General features: G+C 53.5%; 13 protein-coding genes. All 13 read left to right on the top strand.

Annotated features, from left to right (window positions below):
• Positions 1 to 65: 65 nt before the first annotated feature.
• Positions 66 to 797, top strand: coding sequence for a MerR family transcriptional regulator (locus LA337_09790; GenBank protein ID UBI17954.1), 732 nt, complete (start codon positions 66 to 68; stop codon positions 795 to 797).
• A 319-nt stretch (positions 798 to 1,116) separates the two neighbouring features.
• Complete coding sequence (locus LA337_09785) at positions 1,117 to 1,647, top strand: spore coat U domain-containing protein (protein UBI17953.1); 531 nt, start codon at positions 1,117 to 1,119, stop codon at positions 1,645 to 1,647.
• Positions 1,648 to 1,661: 14 nt separating this feature from the next.
• Positions 1,662 to 2,384 (top strand): molecular chaperone, encoded by a 723-nt coding sequence (locus LA337_09780; protein ID UBI17952.1) that lies wholly within the window; start codon positions 1,662 to 1,664, stop codon positions 2,382 to 2,384.
• Positions 2,385 to 2,439: 55 nt separating this feature from the next.
• The gene (locus LA337_09775; GenBank protein UBI17951.1) at positions 2,440 to 4,725 is read left to right on the top strand and encodes a fimbria/pilus outer membrane usher protein; all 2,286 of its coding nucleotides are present in this window, start codon (positions 2,440 to 2,442) and stop codon (positions 4,723 to 4,725) included.
• A 13-nt stretch (positions 4,726 to 4,738) separates the two neighbouring features.
• Complete coding sequence (locus LA337_09770; protein ID UBI17950.1) at positions 4,739 to 5,707, top strand: spore coat protein U domain-containing protein; 969 nt, start codon at positions 4,739 to 4,741, stop codon at positions 5,705 to 5,707.
• A gap of 322 nt (positions 5,708 to 6,029) precedes the next feature.
• The gene (locus LA337_09765) at positions 6,030 to 7,304 is read left to right on the top strand and encodes a Glu/Leu/Phe/Val dehydrogenase (GenBank protein ID UBI17949.1); all 1,275 of its coding nucleotides are present in this window, start codon (positions 6,030 to 6,032) and stop codon (positions 7,302 to 7,304) included.
• 327 nt (positions 7,305 to 7,631) lie between these two features.
• Positions 7,632 to 8,702 (top strand): dihydroxyacetone kinase subunit DhaK, encoded by a 1,071-nt coding sequence (gene dhaK / locus LA337_09760; protein ID UBI17948.1) that lies wholly within the window; start codon positions 7,632 to 7,634, stop codon positions 8,700 to 8,702.
• A gap of 11 nt (positions 8,703 to 8,713) precedes the next feature.
• Positions 8,714 to 9,346 (top strand): dihydroxyacetone kinase ADP-binding subunit DhaL, encoded by a 633-nt coding sequence (gene dhaL / locus LA337_09755; GenBank protein ID UBI18431.1) that lies wholly within the window; start codon positions 8,714 to 8,716, stop codon positions 9,344 to 9,346.
• Positions 9,347 to 9,356: 10 nt separating this feature from the next.
• Positions 9,357 to 10,787 carry a dihydroxyacetone kinase subunit DhaM gene (gene dhaM / locus LA337_09750; protein ID UBI17947.1) on the top strand — a complete coding sequence of 477 codons (1,431 nt, stop codon included), beginning with the start codon at positions 9,357 to 9,359 and terminating at the stop codon, positions 10,785 to 10,787.
• Positions 10,788 to 10,959: 172 nt separating this feature from the next.
• The gene (locus LA337_09745; protein UBI17946.1) at positions 10,960 to 12,678 is read left to right on the top strand and encodes an alpha,alpha-trehalase; all 1,719 of its coding nucleotides are present in this window, start codon (positions 10,960 to 10,962) and stop codon (positions 12,676 to 12,678) included.
• Positions 12,679 to 12,886: 208 nt separating this feature from the next.
• Positions 12,887 to 13,909 carry an ABC transporter substrate-binding protein gene (locus LA337_09740; protein ID UBI17945.1) on the top strand — a complete coding sequence of 341 codons (1,023 nt, stop codon included), beginning with the start codon at positions 12,887 to 12,889 and terminating at the stop codon, positions 13,907 to 13,909.
• Complete coding sequence (locus LA337_09735) at positions 13,909 to 14,895, top strand: iron ABC transporter permease (GenBank protein UBI17944.1); 987 nt, start codon at positions 13,909 to 13,911, stop codon at positions 14,893 to 14,895. Before LA337_09740 ends, LA337_09735 begins: the two co-directional genes overlap by 1 nt.
• Positions 14,892 to 15,653 carry an ABC transporter ATP-binding protein gene (locus tag LA337_09730; protein UBI17943.1) on the top strand — a complete coding sequence of 254 codons (762 nt, stop codon included), beginning with the start codon at positions 14,892 to 14,894 and terminating at the stop codon, positions 15,651 to 15,653. Before LA337_09735 ends, LA337_09730 begins: the two co-directional genes overlap by 4 nt.

Here is a 15,653-nt window from a genome sequence, read left to right as displayed (position 1 = left end):
CATCTTGTACAAAGTAACAGGAACCGCATATCGGTGACGGAGAATCAGGAGTGTCTGGGGGAACTATGGCTTATTACAGCATTGGAGATGTCGCAGAACGTTGCGGGATAAATCCTGTCACCCTCCGGGCATGGCAACGACGTTACGGTTTACTCAAACCTCAACGCAGCGAAGGTGGCCACCGTCTCTTTGATGAAGAAGATATTCAACGTATTGAAGAAATAAAACGTTGGATTAACAGTGGCACACCCGTTGGCAAAGTAAAAGCATTACTGGAAACCAGTACCCGTCAAACTGACGATGACTGGAATCAATTGCAAGAAGAGATGATGAGCATGCTTCGCATGGCGCATCCACCGAAGCTGCGAGCCAAAATTATCGCACTTGGTCGCGTCCATCCCGTAGATGCACTGATTGATCACGTTTATCTTCCCGTACGTCAACGGTTAATGCTTGATCATAATACATCCCGCATTATGAACAGTATGCTTGATGGCGCGTTGATTGAATATGTTGCCACACTGCTGTCTGAAACGCGGCGCAAGTCAGGGAAAGATGCCATCCTGATGGCCTGGGATGTTGAAGACAGAACCCGTCTGTGGCTCGAAGCCTGGCGCTTATCGCAATCTGGCTGGCATATTGCCGTTCTTGCTGAACCCATTGAATCGCCAAGACCAGAACTTTTCCCAGGTCAGACGCTTTTTGTCTGGACCGGTATTACGCCAACCCGTAGACAAAATGAGCTGCTACAACACTGGAATGAACAAGGTTATAAGGTCGTTTTCCACAGCCCATAACCAACAGGTAATACGGTACTGAATTAAGGAAGATAAAACCTACGATTCTCATATTTTGGGTGGTCATTTGAGTACCATCCACTGAATATGCTGCCCCCTGGCCTTTTGACTAAACACCCGACATAGCATAAAAACCAAACAACATACTCACCCGTTGGTATTATTTTTTTGTAGACGCCATCACCTTTTTCCTAAGTAAAATTCATTAGATCAACTGGCGTACGCCTAATACTTATTCTAGGGTTAAATTATGTCTTCTTGTGCCACATTATTGTTTTTCTAAAGTAATAAATGTGGTTATTTGAAAAAGGTAAAGGATATGGCTCTAGTCTTAGACAAACGCTTAATTCTTTGTTGCTGCGCCTTTTCCATTATATCAGTGGCAAATGCAGCAACCGTTAACGGAACATTTCAGGTGCTGATGACGATTCAGAAGGCCTGTACCGTAACTGCTGGTTCGGCTTCAAATATCACGCTTGGTCCGGTGAATACCACAGCGACAAATACCAGTGCAAGCAACACTATTTCAATTAATTGCTCAAAAACCACGCCCTATTTTATCGGCCTGGCACCGTCGGCTGCCAATGGAGGGACGACGACGGGCTCAGGCGCCATGTCCTCTGTGGCTAACGCGGCCACCAATACCGACAAAGTGCCCTATCAGCTAAATCGCACGTCAGCAACAGGTCCGGTGTGGGGTAATACCGCCACCGACACCGCGCCTGGAAATGGCGTAGCGGCGACGGGGACCGGTCTGGCACAAACCTATACTGTTTACGCCACCGCACCGAGCGCCAACTTCACTCCTGACGACTATGCCGACACGGTAACGGTTAACGTTAACTACTAACTTCAGGAAGCTACATGAAAGTAAAACTGCCTGTTCAGCAGTGTGCCTGCGCATGCCTGTTAGGGATGGTGGCGAGCGTTAACCCCGCCGCCGCCAGCGGGCTGCAAATAGCCCCGGTTACATTAACGTTGCAAGCGACGCAAAATGCCGATGGTATCTGGCTGAGTAATGCAGGTGAAAATGTGCTCAACGCCCAGGTTCGGGTTTTTCGCTGGAGCCAGAGCGCTTATGACGACAAACTTTCTCCCTCTCAGGGGCTGGTCATTAGCCCGCCGATGCTGGCATTAGCCCCTGGAGAACGTCAGTTGATTCGTGTTATTCGCACAAGCCCTCCCTCGGCGCATGCCGAAGACGCTTATCGTTTGTCGATAGATGAGTTGCCGCCTGCAAAAGTAGAAAAAAATAAGCTTCAGTTTGTGCTGCATTATTCCGTTCCCGTTTTCATTCAACCGACATCAGCGGCACAAACGCAGGCAAAACTGCAATGGAAATTACAACAACTGAATGGCAAAAAATTTATTGAAGTCAGCAATCAGGGAAATGGGCATGCGCAATTATCCGCTGCAACATTTATAAGCCCTGACGGTGCTAAAAAAGTCATAACACCCGGACTATTAGGCTACGTTTTACCCGGCTCAACAATGCGCTGGATAGTCTCCCCGTCGGCCAGTAATAATCATTATGGCGGGAAAGTTGAAGTCACAATCAATGGCCAAAAAACAGTACAAGATCTGTAACAGATCCTGGCTTCTGGTGAAATATTGCTTTCTCAATGGAGTATTAATTTCGGGAATGGTTTGCGCACAAACGCTGAATAATAACCAGAACGAAAATAGTGTTATTAATAGCACTTCGCAGATTACGGGGGTCGATTTGTATCTCGACGTCACCTTAAATGAAAATCCCGTTGGGCTGGTACATTTTGGCTACGATAATGGAAAGCTTTATGCGGGAGCAGATACCCTGCGTAAAATGGGGTTCCGCTTTGCTCCAGATGCCACTAACGCCGTCTGCCTGAATGATATCCCCCAGCTAACCATTGACTACAACGTTCAATTGCAAACGCTCTCGCTTACTGTGCCACTCAGTTCACTCGATCTTGCGACCACGCAGCTTAACTCGCCCACTGAAACCTCGCCAACGGCGACAACATCACGCGGGGCGCTCCTCAATTATGATATCTATACCCAACAGGGGGATGAAAGTGCAATCAACACTTTCAGTGAACTTCGCGCCTTCAATGCTGCCGGCGTGCTCAGCACCACCCAGTTGACGCAGTACTCCACCGAGGAATATGCCGATAACAGCTTTGAGCGCCTCGACACCAGTTGGCGTACGTCATTTCCTGATTCGATGTTGGCGCTCACCGTTGGCGATACCCTGACAAGTTCACTCATCTGGTCCCGACCGACGCGTATCGGCGGTATTCAGATAGGAACCGATTTTGGTTTGCAGCCCTATAAGCCAACCACCCCGCTCCCTGCATATCTGGGATCCGCGACGTTGCCGTCAAACGTTGAGCTGTACGTGGACGGCGTCAGGTACTACAACGGAGAAGTCCCCGCAGGTAGTTTTCAGATTAACACCATGCCTAACATCAGCGGCGCGGGTACGGGTCAGGTAATGATGACGGACGCACTGGGCAGAACGAGCGTACAAAATTTCTCGTTCTACAACGATCAGCAACTCCTGCGGGAAGGATTAACTGCCTGGTCGGCTGAATTGGGCACGGTACGCGAAAATTATGGTTACTCCTCTTTTGATTATGCCAGCGCACCGGTATTGAGCGCTACGTGGCGCCGCGGGTTTAGCAATACGTTCACCGCCGGGACTCATACGGAAACCAGCGATGGACTGATTAACGCGGGCTTCAGTAACGACTGGATCCCTGGAACCCGCAGCGGCACGTTTTCGACCTCACTTGCCGCAAGTACCGACTCAGGAAAGAACGGGTTTTTGTACAGTTTTGGTTACCGTTGGTCCGGTGAACGGTTTAATTTCAGTACCAGTACCACGGCAACTTCCGGCGATTATCGCGATGTCGCCACCCATTACGGTGAGCCGCCACCGACGCTTAACAGCAACACAGTCATTGGCTATTCATTCGAAGCTGCCGGTAATGTCAGCCTGAGCTACCTGCAGTTTCGTTATCCACATGAAAATGCGGTGCGCTACGCCAACGCCAGTTGGTTTAAATCTGTTACAGACAACATCTCACTGAATGCCGGATTCAATCAGAACATTGACGATAACCGCGATCGCAGTCTCTATTTGATGGTGACGATCGCTACCGACAACAATCTGAGCGCCAGCAGCACCCTACAACGTACCAACGATGAAACCGGCTACCAGCTCAACGCCAGCCTGACGCCTCCTGCCGACGGTGGGTGGGGCTGGAATCTGGCCGCCAGTCAGCAGGCTTTCCGGCAAAGTGGCCAGGGCGAAGTGGGATATCTGGGGCGTTATGGTAAAGCGTACGCGGGATTTAGCCGTTTACCCGATAACCATTATGGTTATGCAGGCGCAACCGGATCGCTGGTGGCCATGGGAGGCGGCTTGTTTGCAGCAAGAGAAATCAATAATGGTTTTGCCGTCGTATCAACTGACGGTGTACCTGATGTTCCGGTCAAATTGCAAAATAACCTGATTGGTCGCAGCGACGACCAGGGGCTACTGCTGGTCACGCCCCTCAACAGTTATCAAAAAAACCTGATTAGTATTGACCCAATGGATCTCCCCGCCAATATGCGGATTGCACGCGTTGAGACGAACGCAACGCCTGCCGATCGTTCCGGTACTCTGGTTAGCTTTGGCATCACTCCCGTACGCGCTGCGCAGGTCATCCTCGTCGACAATCAGGGTAAACCAATTCCCGAAGGCAGCATGGCATACGCCGTCAGCACTACGGGCCAGTCGTCTGTCGTTGGTTTTGATGGGATGACCTGGTTCGACACGCTGGAGCAGCACAATACGCTGCGCGTTGATACGGACACCGGCAGTTGTCGCGTGCAATTTGACTATCCCGCGTCAGCAAAAGGGATTGTGCAAATAGGCCCACTGGTTTGCCGATCATACTAACAGGAGTGCGCTCATGAGGTTAAGACATCTGTTACTCATCGCTGCCGTTCTCTTTTTCCCGGCGATCGGTCATGCGGTAACCTGCTCGGTGAGCAACGTGCAGCCCATAAATTTGGGTTCAGTCAATCCGTTGTCTGCGACAGGCGCAACGTCATCAATGACGTTCAATTACACCTGCGCCAAAGAACTTGGCGACACGCTGGCTGGGATCAATCTCTGTTTTAATATTGGCGCCTCAGCTGTCAGTGGCCAGGTTACCCCGCGAAATATGTCGTTAAGCGGTACGCCTGCCAGAACACTGGCATACCAGCTATACCAGGATGCCGGGCGCACCAGGGTATGGGGGAGCCAGTATCAGTCGGGAACAACTTTTCCCATGGTACAGCTTAGCCTGCTGAATCTGACGCCGGTAACGGGTTCACTGACGGTATCAGCGCAGATCGTCACGCCACAAACTTCAGCCGTCCCCGGAAGCTATCAGGATAGCTATACGACGGCGACAGCCCTCGTCACCCTCAATCCCGGATTACTTTTCCCGCCGACCACCTGTGGCGATACCGTTGCCGCCAGGCTTCCTTTCACCGTATCGGCGACTGTCAGCAAGCAGTGCAATATCACCTCTGCAACCGATATTAGCTTTGCACCAACCAGAGCGACCGGGCGTAACCTTACGGCGTCAAATACCGTGGGCGTAGCATGTTCCAATAACACGCCTTACACCATCGGCCTTCAACCCTCCAACGGCAATACGGCAGGCAGCGGCGTGATGGCGGGCACGGGGTCAAATACGGATAAAGTCCCCTATCAACTTAGTTCGACTCCGGGACCGTCCGGCACGATCTGGGGCAATACATCACTCAATACCGTCGCGGGCAACGGTACGGGGACAACCACAACCTACCCGGTTTATGCCACCGTTCCCAGCGCGAACTACACACCAGACAACTATGCCGATACTGTCACCATCGCAGTGACCTACTGACGCGCAGCTTAATAGCAATAATGCAAACACATTTTATTATCATATTATTTACTTTTAGAGGTGCGTCATAAATCTGACAAATTACAATTTTTACAATTCAAGCATATTAAGTCATACAAAACGCAAAATAACCGCGATATCGCCACAACCGAAGAATAACTATTCACACCCAAGCCAAAGCCCACACTATTCATGCCGATAAGTCGTGTTGGCCAGGCAGGCCGTTCCATGAAAAAAATGTTAAATTTAAGTTTATATGGTGAGATTCACTGTATACCACGGCCAAATTAAGAACATATTACTTTTATAACTAAGGTTTATCATGGATAAGTTATCTTACGCTTCAGATAGCAGCACATCTGCCTGGAATACCTACCTGCAACAAATCGAGCGTGTGGCCCCTTACCTGGGCGAACTTTCCCATTGGGTGGATACCCTGCGCCACCCAAAACGCGCGCTGATTGTCGATATCCCGGTGCAGATGGATGACGGCTCTATCCGTCATTTTGAAGGGTATCGCGTGCAACATAACCTCTCCCGCGGTCCGGGCAAAGGCGGTGTGCGTTATCATCCTGATGTTGATCTTAATGAAGTGATGGCCCTGTCCGCATGGATGACCATCAAATGCGCGGCGTTAAACCTGCCGTACGGCGGCGCTAAAGGTGGCGTGCGCGTCGATCCGTTCTCGCTGTCCGAAGGGGAACTGGAGCGTTTAACCCGCCGTTATACCAGTGAAATTGGTATTATCATTGGGCCGCAGAAAGACATTCCTGCGCCGGATGTAGGTACTAACGGAAAGGTCATGGCCTGGATGATGGATACCTACTCCATGAACCACGGCACCACCGTGACCAGCGTGGTCACCGGTAAACCTATTCACCTCGGCGGCTCGTTAGGCCGTGATAAAGCCACCGGTCGCGGCGTTTTCGTCAGCGGTCTGGAAGTCGCTCGTCGTGCGAACATTGAAGTTGAAGGCGCTCGCGTGGCGGTACAAGGTTTCGGTAACGTCGGCAGCGAAGCCGCCCGCTTGTTCGCCGCAGCGGGTGCGCGTGTAGTCGCGATTCAGGATCACACCGCAACGCTGTTTAACTCAACGGGTATTGATATGGCCGCGTTGTCTGCCTGGCAGTTAGAGCACAAGCAGATTGCCGGTTTCCCGGGCGCTGAGACCATCGCCAGCGAAGCCTTCTGGAGCCTGGAGATGGATATTCTGATCCCGGCCGCACTCGAAGGCCAGATCACCCGTCACCGCGCGGAAACGCTGACCTGTAAACTGGTACTCGAAGGTGCCAACGGACCGACCTATCCGGACGCCGACGACGTTCTGGCCAGCCGCGGTATCGTCGTTGTTCCTGACGTTGTTTGTAACGCCGGCGGCGTAACCGTCAGCTACTTCGAATGGGTTCAGGACATGGCAAGCTTCTTCTGGAGCGAAGAAGAGATCAACAATCGCATGGACAAAATCATGACCGATGCGATGGTGCATGTGTGGGAAAAAGCAGCAGAGAAATCCTGCTCCCTGCGTACCGCTGCCTACATTGTTGCCTGTGAACGCATTCTGCTGGCACGAAAAGATCGCGGAATTTATCCGGGCTAAGGCTGGATCTTTTCCTGTGCATAAACCACCTGCCTCGCAGGTGGTTTTTTTTCAGCAAAATCTGGCGTGTAACTGTTCTTCCACCTAACACTGCCCAACATCTCATTTTCGCTGATTTTCGCATCATCACGTTTCAATATGGAACAATAGTTGGTGGTGACGTTTCGTAATGAAACGCTTCGCGCAACAATTTTCTTTTATAAACCCATGTGCAAAATTACCTTATCGGCAGCGAGCGGTCGCCGTGACGTTGTACAAACCGATACCCTACATCAGATGCCTGCCCGAAGCTGGCAGCCATCCAGGACTGTCTGCGGAGCATAAATAATGAAAAAATTGATCAACCGTGTTGAAGACGTACTGAATGAACAACTCGCCGGACTGGCGAAAGCTTACCCCTCCCTGGCACTGCATCAGGACCCCGTGTATGTCACCCGCGCAGATGCGCCGGTGATGGGCAAAGTGGCGCTACTTTCCGGCGGCGGCAGCGGACACGAGCCTATGCATTGCGGCTTCATTGGTCAGGGCATGCTCTCTGGCGCCTGTCCGGGTGAGATTTTTACCTCACCCACGCCGGATAAAATGTTCGAATGCGCTATGCAAATTGATGGCGGCGAAGGCGTGCTGCTGATAATCAAAAATTACACCGGCGACATTCTTAATTTCGAAACCGCTACCGAGCTGCTGCACGAAAGCGGTGTCAAAGTCACCACCATGGTGGTAGATGACGACGTAGCGGTGAAAGACAGTCTGTATACCGCTGGGCGACGTGGTGTGGCCAATACCGTATTGATCGAAAAACTGGTCGGCGCGGCCGCCGAACGCGGTGACTCACTGGAAGCCTGTGCGGCGCTGGGTCGTAAGCTGAACAACCAGGGCCACTCCATTGGCATAGCCATTGGCGCCTGTACCGTTCCGGCCGCCGGACAACCTTCGTTCACGTTGCAGGATAACGAAATGGAGTTTGGCGTAGGTATCCACGGGGAACCAGGCATAGACCGCCGCGCCTTCTCCTCTCTCGATCAGACCGTTGATGAAATGTTCGATACTCTACTTGAAAACGGCAACTACAGCCGTACGCTGCGCCACTGGGACAACGTCCAGGGCGCGTGGCAGGAAGGTAAAGAAAGCAAACGAGCGTTGCAAAGCGGCGATCGCGTCATTGCGCTGGTTAATAATCTCGGCGCGACGCCGCTGTCAGAACTGTTCGGCGTGTATAACCGCCTCGAAAGCCGTTGCCAGGATGCAGGCATCATCATTGAGCGCAACCTGATCGGCTCTTACTGTACCTCTTTGGATATGACCGGCTTCTCAATCACCCTGTTACAGGTGGATGACGAAACGCTGAGCTTATGGGATGCGCCGGTTCACACCCCTGCTCTCAACTGGGGTAAATAAGGAGATTCATGATGTCCCTCAACAGAACGCAAATTGTTAACTGGCTCTATCGTTGCGGTGAGATCTTCACCACCGAAAGTGATTTTCTCACCGGACTTGACCGGGAGATCGGCGATGCCGACCACGGTCTGAACATGCACCGCGGATTTAGCAAAGTAGTCGAAAAGCTGCCGTCCATCGCCGATAAAGACATCGGTTTTATTTTGAAAAACACCGGTATGGTGCTGCTCTCAAGCGTCGGCGGAGCCAGTGGCCCGCTGTTTGGCACCTTTTTTATCCGCGCCGCCCAGGTGACTCAGGCTCATCAAAGCCTGACGCTTGAAGAGCTGTATCAAATGATTCGTGATGGCGCAGAAGGTGTAGTTAGCCGTGGGAAGGCTGAACCTGGCGACAAAACCATGTGCGATGTCTGGCTGCCGGTTGTGGAATCTTTACGCCAGTCCTGCGAACAGAAACTGAGCGTACAGGCGGCGCTGGAAGCGGCAAGCAAGCAAGCGGAAGCCGCAGCGCAAAGCACCATCACCATGCAGGCCCGTAAAGGCCGTGCCAGCTATCTTGGTGAGCGCAGCATTGGGCATCAGGATCCTGGCGCAACGTCCGTAATGTTTATGATGCAAATGCTGGCTCAGGCGTCCAGAGAGTAAGGATAAAGCGATGGTAAACCTGGTTATTGTTTCTCACAGCGCCCAACTGGGCGAAGGCGTCGGCGCGCTGGCCCGGCAGATGTTAATGGGTGATGGTTGCAAAATCGCCATTGCCGCAGGCATTGACGATCCTGAAAATCCGATTGGCACCGATCCGATTAAGGTGATGGAAGCCATCGAGTCCGTGGCCGATACGGATCACGTGCTGGTGATGATGGATATCGGTAGTGCGTTACTGAGTGCGGAAACCGCGCTGGAACTGCTCGACCCTAACATTGCCGCCAGAGTGCGGCTGTGTGCCGCGCCGCTGGTTGAAGGCACGTTAGCCGCGACGGTTAGCGCCGCCGGGGGCGCTGACGTCGAGCGGGTCATCCGTGACGCCATGAACGCCCTTGACGCCAAATGTGAGCAACTGGGTTTACCTTCGTCATCCACCGCAAAACCGACATCGGCTGAATTTGCGCCGGATGCAAATGCTCATTCAGTTGCCATTGTGGTGAAAAACCCCAACGGCATCCACGTTCGTCCCGCTTCACGGCTGGTTTCCACACTGTCTGGCTTTAACGCCGACATGTGGCTGGAGAAAAATGGCAAGTGCGTGGTCCCAGATAGCCTGAACCAAATAGCTCTGCTGCAGGTGCGTTGTAACGACACGCTGCGCCTGATTGCCAAGGGTGAACAGGCTGAGGATGCGTTGGCCGCATTTAAACAGCTGGCGGCTGAGAATTTCGGTGAATCGCTTGAGCCCGTACATGCTGATAACGTAGCGACTCACGTCCCCTCACTGGCAACGGGGACGGCATTTTGTTACACGCCGTACTCACCACAGGTAAGCCTGCAGCCTGCAGCATCATTGCAGACTGAGCAGCAGCAATTACGGGCCGCCATTCAAAGCACGCTGAATGACTTAAATGCTTTAACCGCACTTGCCGAAGAGAAATATTCCGCCGATATCGCCGCGATTTTCTCCGGTCATCACACGTTGTTAGACGATCCTGAACTGTTTGATATGGCCTGCGGCGTAATGAGTGAAAAGCAGTGCAGCGCCGCCTGGGCATGGCATCAGGTGTTAAGCGAACTCAGCCAGCAGTATTTACAGCTCGACGATCCCTACCTGCAGGCGCGGTACATCGATATTGAAGATTTATTATCTCGTTCTCTTCAGCATTTGACGGGAGAGACCGAGCAAATTCCCGCGTTCATCCGCCCCACTATTCTGGTCGCTGATGTCATTTATCCGTCTACGGTGCTGCAACTGGATCCGAAGGCCATCAAAGGCGTCTGTCTGCGGGACGGCAGCGAGGCGTCCCACCCGGCGATTATCGCCCGCGCAATGGGTCTGTGCTGGCTGTGCCAGCAGGGTGATGCTGTCGATAGCATCAAGATGGGTGACACTCTGACCCTTGACGGCGTGGCGAAGCGGATAAACCTCGCGGGCTGAGGCCATTTGCACGCCCTTTCCCGATAAAGGGCGTGCATCGTTTCTAATCGCGTCGGGAAATGTCTGTTTATTCGCAAAATGGGGAGCCGATCACGCGCAACGGCCGATCCTGAACTAAGGTTTTCTCATGGTAAATGCCGCTACTTCGGCACACCGCTAAGGAGATTAACCGATGATAACGCCAGCAACTCGCCATCCTGGCCTGCTCTCTGTTGCGATAAAACTGACGCTCGCAAGCACCTTTTTTGCCCTTTCCTCTTTTGCCGCCAACGCCGAGGACGCGCCAGCCGCTACGCCTCAACCGCCTGATATTCTGCTTGGTCCTCTGTTTAACGATGTACAAACGGCCAAACTGTTTCCTGACCAGAAAACCTTTGTAGACGCGGTGCCCAACAGCGATCCATTAATGATCCTTGCCGATTACCGGATGCAGAAAAATCAGTCCGGATTCGACCTACGCCATTTTGTGCAAGTAAATTTCACCTTGCCGAAAGAAGGCGAGAAATACGTCCCCCCGGCAGGGCAATCATTACGCGAACATATTGACGGACTGTGGCCGGTACTCACTCGTTCGACAACCGACGCAGAAAAATGGGACTCGCTGTTGCCGCTCCCGGAGCCGTATGTGGTGCCGGGCGGGCGTTTTCGCGAAATCTATTATTGGGACAGCTATTTCACCATGCTGGGGCTTGCCGAGAGCAATCACTGGGATAAGGTCTCCGACATGGTGGCAAACTTCGCTTACGAGATTGATTCCTGGGGACATATTCCTAACGGTAACCGTACCTATTATCTGAGCCGTTCTCAGCCGCCGTTCTTTGCCTTTATGGTTGAACTGCTGGCGCAGCACGACGGGAATGACGCGTTGAAAAAATACCTCCCGCAGATGCTCAAAGAGTACAGCTACTGGATGGAAGGCGTCGAAACGCTCCAGCCCGGTCAGCAAAATAAGCGCGTGGTTAAACTGGATGACGGCACCATTTTGAACCGCTACTGGGATGACCGCGATACGCCTAGGCCAGAGTCCTGGGTGGAAGATATCGCCACTGCCAAAAGCAACCCGAACCGACCTTCCACCGAAATCTACCGCGATCTGCGCTCTGCCGCCGCGTCTGGTTGGGACTTTAGTTCCCGCTGGATGGATAACCCCAATCAGCTTGGCACCCTGCGCACCACCAGCATCGTTCCGGTCGATCTCAATGCGCTGATGTTCAAAATGGAAAAGATGATCGCCCTCGCCAGTAAAGCCGCCGGTGATGACGCCAAAGCTGCTCAATATGAAGATTTGGCCAATGCCCGACAAAAAGGGATCGAAAAACACCTGTGGAACGATAAAGAAGGCTGGTATGCCGATTACGATCTGAAGAGCCACAAAGTACGCAACCAACTGACTGCCGCCGCCCTGTTCCCGCTGTATGTTAATGCGGCGGCTAAAGATCGCGCCGGTAAAGTCGCCACGGCAACCCAGGCGCACCTGTTGCAACCTGGCGGTCTGGCTACTACATCGGTGAAAAGCGGCCAGCAGTGGGATGCACCCAACGGCTGGGCCCCGCTCCAGTGGGTCGCAGCATCCGGGTTACAGAATTACGGTCAGGATAACGTCGCCATGGACGTAACCTGGCGATTCCTCACCAATGTTCAGCACACCTACGATCGCGAGAAAAAGCTGGTTGAGAAGTATGACGTGAGCACCACAGGCACAGGCGGTGGTGGCGGTGAATATCCGTTGCAGGATGGTTTCGGCTGGACCAATGGCGTAACGCTGAAAATGCTCGACCTGATTTGCGCCAAAGATAAACCCTGTGACAGCGTACCCGCATCACGACCAACCCCAGCAAGTGCCAGTACTCCCCCTGCCGAACCTAAAAAACAGACTCAACCGACGCCTTAAGGTCATTACCTGAGCCGTTTTACGCCCTGAATCCGCGCTATGCCGCGGATTTTTTCTGTCTTATTTTCCGCCATTTAAGCTGTCTCTATGCCCCCTAGCCCTTATGGGGTATCCGGGGTTTTCATCCGTGAGAATTTGATTCTGAACATGTTTTTATTCGCTGTATATGTAAATATATAGCGAATTTGTAACCTTCAGGATACCGATAATGGCACTGACAAGACGGATGTTTGCCCAGCTTGTGGCATCTGCACTGCTGCTACGCCATCTTCCCGCATTGGCGCAAACGCCGCTAACCGTTGCCGTTGGAGGCACGCCAGGGCCGAATATAACCCAACGCGTGGTCAGCGCGGGGGCGCCCGCCGACATGCTGCTGCTGGCCGTTGCGCCGGAAAAACTGGTAGGGCTTTCCTCCTTTGATTTATCTCGCCAGACCGCCATCCCGTTCCATGATGATATTCGGGCATTGCCGAAACTGGGCAGGCTGGCAGGGCGCGCCAGTACCCTCTCACTTGAAGCGTTACTGGCGCTTAAACCCGACCTGGTTGTTGACTGCGGCAATGCCGATGAAACCTGGCTTTCTCAGGCCAGACAGGTGAGCGCGCAAACGCAAATTCCCTGGCTGTTGATTAACGGTGAGCTGCGACGTACCCCGGAACAGTTACTCGCCGCCGGTGAAGCACTGGGAGTCGACTCGCGGGCCAGAGCTCAGGCCAGACTGGCTCGTCGGTTTATTGATGAAGCACTCGCGTTTTCCCACTCTTCCGGAGCAAAGCTGCGTTTTTATGCCGCGCGCGGCGCCAGAGGGCTTGAGACAGGGTTACAAGGTTCACTGCATACCGAAGCGGCAGAACTGCTGGGCTTACACAATGTGGCGCAAATCCCTGGGCGACAGGGACTCACGCAGGTTTCAATGGAAAATCTGCTGAGCTGGCAGCCCGATATTATTCTGGTGCAGGATGCGGTGACGGCGCAGTACCTGAGGGAAGATCCGGTCTGGCAAGGGGTTAAAGCGGTTGCCAACCAACGCATTCTGTTTCTCAGCGGTCTACCGTTTGGCTGGCTGGATGCGCCTCCTGGCATCAACCGTTTACTGGGATTACGCCGCCTGCACGCCTGGCTTGATCCGCAGGTTAACGCGAGCTTTAAAGCCGATATGCAGCGCTACAGCGAACTCTTCTGGCATACCACGCTAAGCGATGCACAGTATCAACGTCTGGTGGCTGTCTGATGAAAACATCTACCCTCGGTTTTCTGATGATTGCTGCGGTGGTGCTTTGCGCGAGCGTCGCCGCGGTCTCTGGTGCTTATCGCCTGGATGCACAGCAGGTCGTGAATCTTATTGCCGGTACAGATAGCGTCCCGATGCAGGACAAAATCGTCTTCTGGCAAATCCGTCTGCCGCGCATTCTGGCTGCATTGCTGCTTGGCGCGGCGCTGGCAGGCGCAGGAACCACCTATCAGGGCATGTTCCGCAACCCGCTAGTCTCGCCGGATATCCTCGGCGTGGCGGCGGGTGCCGGTTTAGGTGCCTGTACGGCAATCCTGTTCGGATTACCGATCCTGTTTATTCAACTGTATGCGTTCACGGGCGGTTTATTCGTGGTCGCCGGTGTCTGGTTGATTACCCGGCGAGTCAAGCGCCACGACCCGGTTTTAACGCTGGTTCTGGTCGGGATTGCGCTGGGTACGGTATGTGGCGCGGGGATTTCACTCATCAAAACGCTGGCCGACCCGTATACCCAACTCCCGTCTATCACCTTCTGGCTGCTTGGCGGTTTATCGACGATCACTTCGCACGATCTGTGGTTCTCGGCACCGCTGATCTTCGCAGGACTGGTCCCGCTATTGCTGCTGCGCTGGCGCATGAACCTGCTCACCCTGTCGGATGATGAAGCACGATCGCTTGGGATCAACGTCTCCCGATTGCGACTGGGACTGATCGTCTGCGCAACGTTAATTACCGCCTGTACCGTCGCCATCGCGGGCATCATCGGCTGGATTGGACTGGTTGTGCCGCACATTGGCAGACTCATCAGTGGCAATAACCATCAGCAGTTGCTCCCCGTGTCCATGGGGATCGGCGCCATTTTGCTGCTGCTTACCGATACCCTCGCCCGTACGCTGAGCAGCACGGAAATTCCGCTGGGGATCCTGACTGCATTTATTGGGGCGCCGTTCTTTTTGCTGCTTTTGCTGCGGGGAAACCGGTCATGACGCTATTAATCGTGCGCCACGCGTCGCTGGGGTACCACAGTCAACAGCCCGTGTTACGCGATGTCTCATTTCAGGTTTCGCCCGGCTCCGTCTGTTGTCTGATTGGCGCCAACGGCAGTGGAAAAACGACCCTGATGCGCACCATTCTCGGGGTTCTTCCGCCGCTTCACGGTGACATTCTTCTTGATGGCATCGCGGTGAATCATCTCAACGATCGGCAACGCGCCGCGGCCATCGCCTGGGTTCCTCAGGCGCATGACGGCGCATTTGCCTTCAGCGCGCTGGACATGGTGATGATGGGACTGGCCCCGCAACTGGCGGCATTTGCGGTTCCCGGGGCTAAAGAACATGAAATTGCCCATCAACAGCTGGCGATGCTGGGGATCTCTCACCTGGCGTCTCGACGCTGGAACACACTGAGCGGCGGAGAGCGGCAGTTGGTGTTAATTGCCCGCGCGTTGGCGCAACGTCCGCGCCTTTTATTGCTGGATGAACCTGCTTCCAGCCTGGATTTTGGGCATCAAATCCGCCTGCTCGACACGTTGGTGACGCTGAAAAATTCGGGTATGGCCCTGCTGATGTCGACCCATCACCCGCTGCATGCCCGGGCAATCGCCGACAGCGTGGTACGCGTCGAGCCAGACGGTGAAGTGTCGCAGGGACGTCCTGAATACCAGCTCGCCGCCGATCGTCTGGCTGAATTGTATCGCGTTACACCGTCACAAATTGCTCACCACCTCTTTGGCTCACATAATTAA

Origin of the sequence: Citrobacter europaeus, assembly GCA_020099315.1 — a bacterium.
GTDB lineage: Bacteria > Pseudomonadota > Gammaproteobacteria > Enterobacterales > Enterobacteriaceae > Citrobacter > Citrobacter europaeus.
The sequence above is the reverse complement of the archived record's forward strand: the minus strand, read 5'-3'. Positions and strand labels throughout refer to the sequence as shown.

Bases quoted from the DNA above. Each gene is read 5' to 3' on its own strand.
- dhaK (UBI17948.1), top strand. From the start codon at position 7,632: ATGAAAAAATTGATCAACCGTGTTGAAGACGTACTGAATGAACAACTC.
- LA337_09790 (UBI17954.1), top strand. From the start codon at position 66: ATGGCTTATTACAGCATTGGAGATGTCGCAGAACGTTGCGGGATAAAT.
- dhaM (UBI17947.1), top strand. From the start codon at position 9,357: ATGGTAAACCTGGTTATTGTTTCTCACAGCGCCCAACTGGGCGAAGGC.
- dhaL (UBI18431.1), top strand. From the start codon at position 8,714: ATGTCCCTCAACAGAACGCAAATTGTTAACTGGCTCTATCGTTGCGGT.
- LA337_09765 (UBI17949.1), top strand. From the start codon at position 6,030: ATGGATAAGTTATCTTACGCTTCAGATAGCAGCACATCTGCCTGGAAT.
- LA337_09770 (UBI17950.1), top strand. From the start codon at position 4,739: ATGAGGTTAAGACATCTGTTACTCATCGCTGCCGTTCTCTTTTTCCCG.
- LA337_09730 (UBI17943.1), top strand. From the start codon at position 14,892: ATGACGCTATTAATCGTGCGCCACGCGTCGCTGGGGTACCACAGTCAA.
- LA337_09740 (UBI17945.1), top strand. From the start codon at position 12,887: ATGGCACTGACAAGACGGATGTTTGCCCAGCTTGTGGCATCTGCACTG.
- LA337_09775 (UBI17951.1), top strand. From the start codon at position 2,440: ATGGTTTGCGCACAAACGCTGAATAATAACCAGAACGAAAATAGTGTT.
- LA337_09735 (UBI17944.1), top strand. From the start codon at position 13,909: ATGAAAACATCTACCCTCGGTTTTCTGATGATTGCTGCGGTGGTGCTT.
- LA337_09780 (UBI17952.1), top strand. From the start codon at position 1,662: ATGAAAGTAAAACTGCCTGTTCAGCAGTGTGCCTGCGCATGCCTGTTA.
- LA337_09745 (UBI17946.1), top strand. From the start codon at position 10,960: ATGATAACGCCAGCAACTCGCCATCCTGGCCTGCTCTCTGTTGCGATA.
- LA337_09785 (UBI17953.1), top strand. From the start codon at position 1,117: ATGGCTCTAGTCTTAGACAAACGCTTAATTCTTTGTTGCTGCGCCTTT.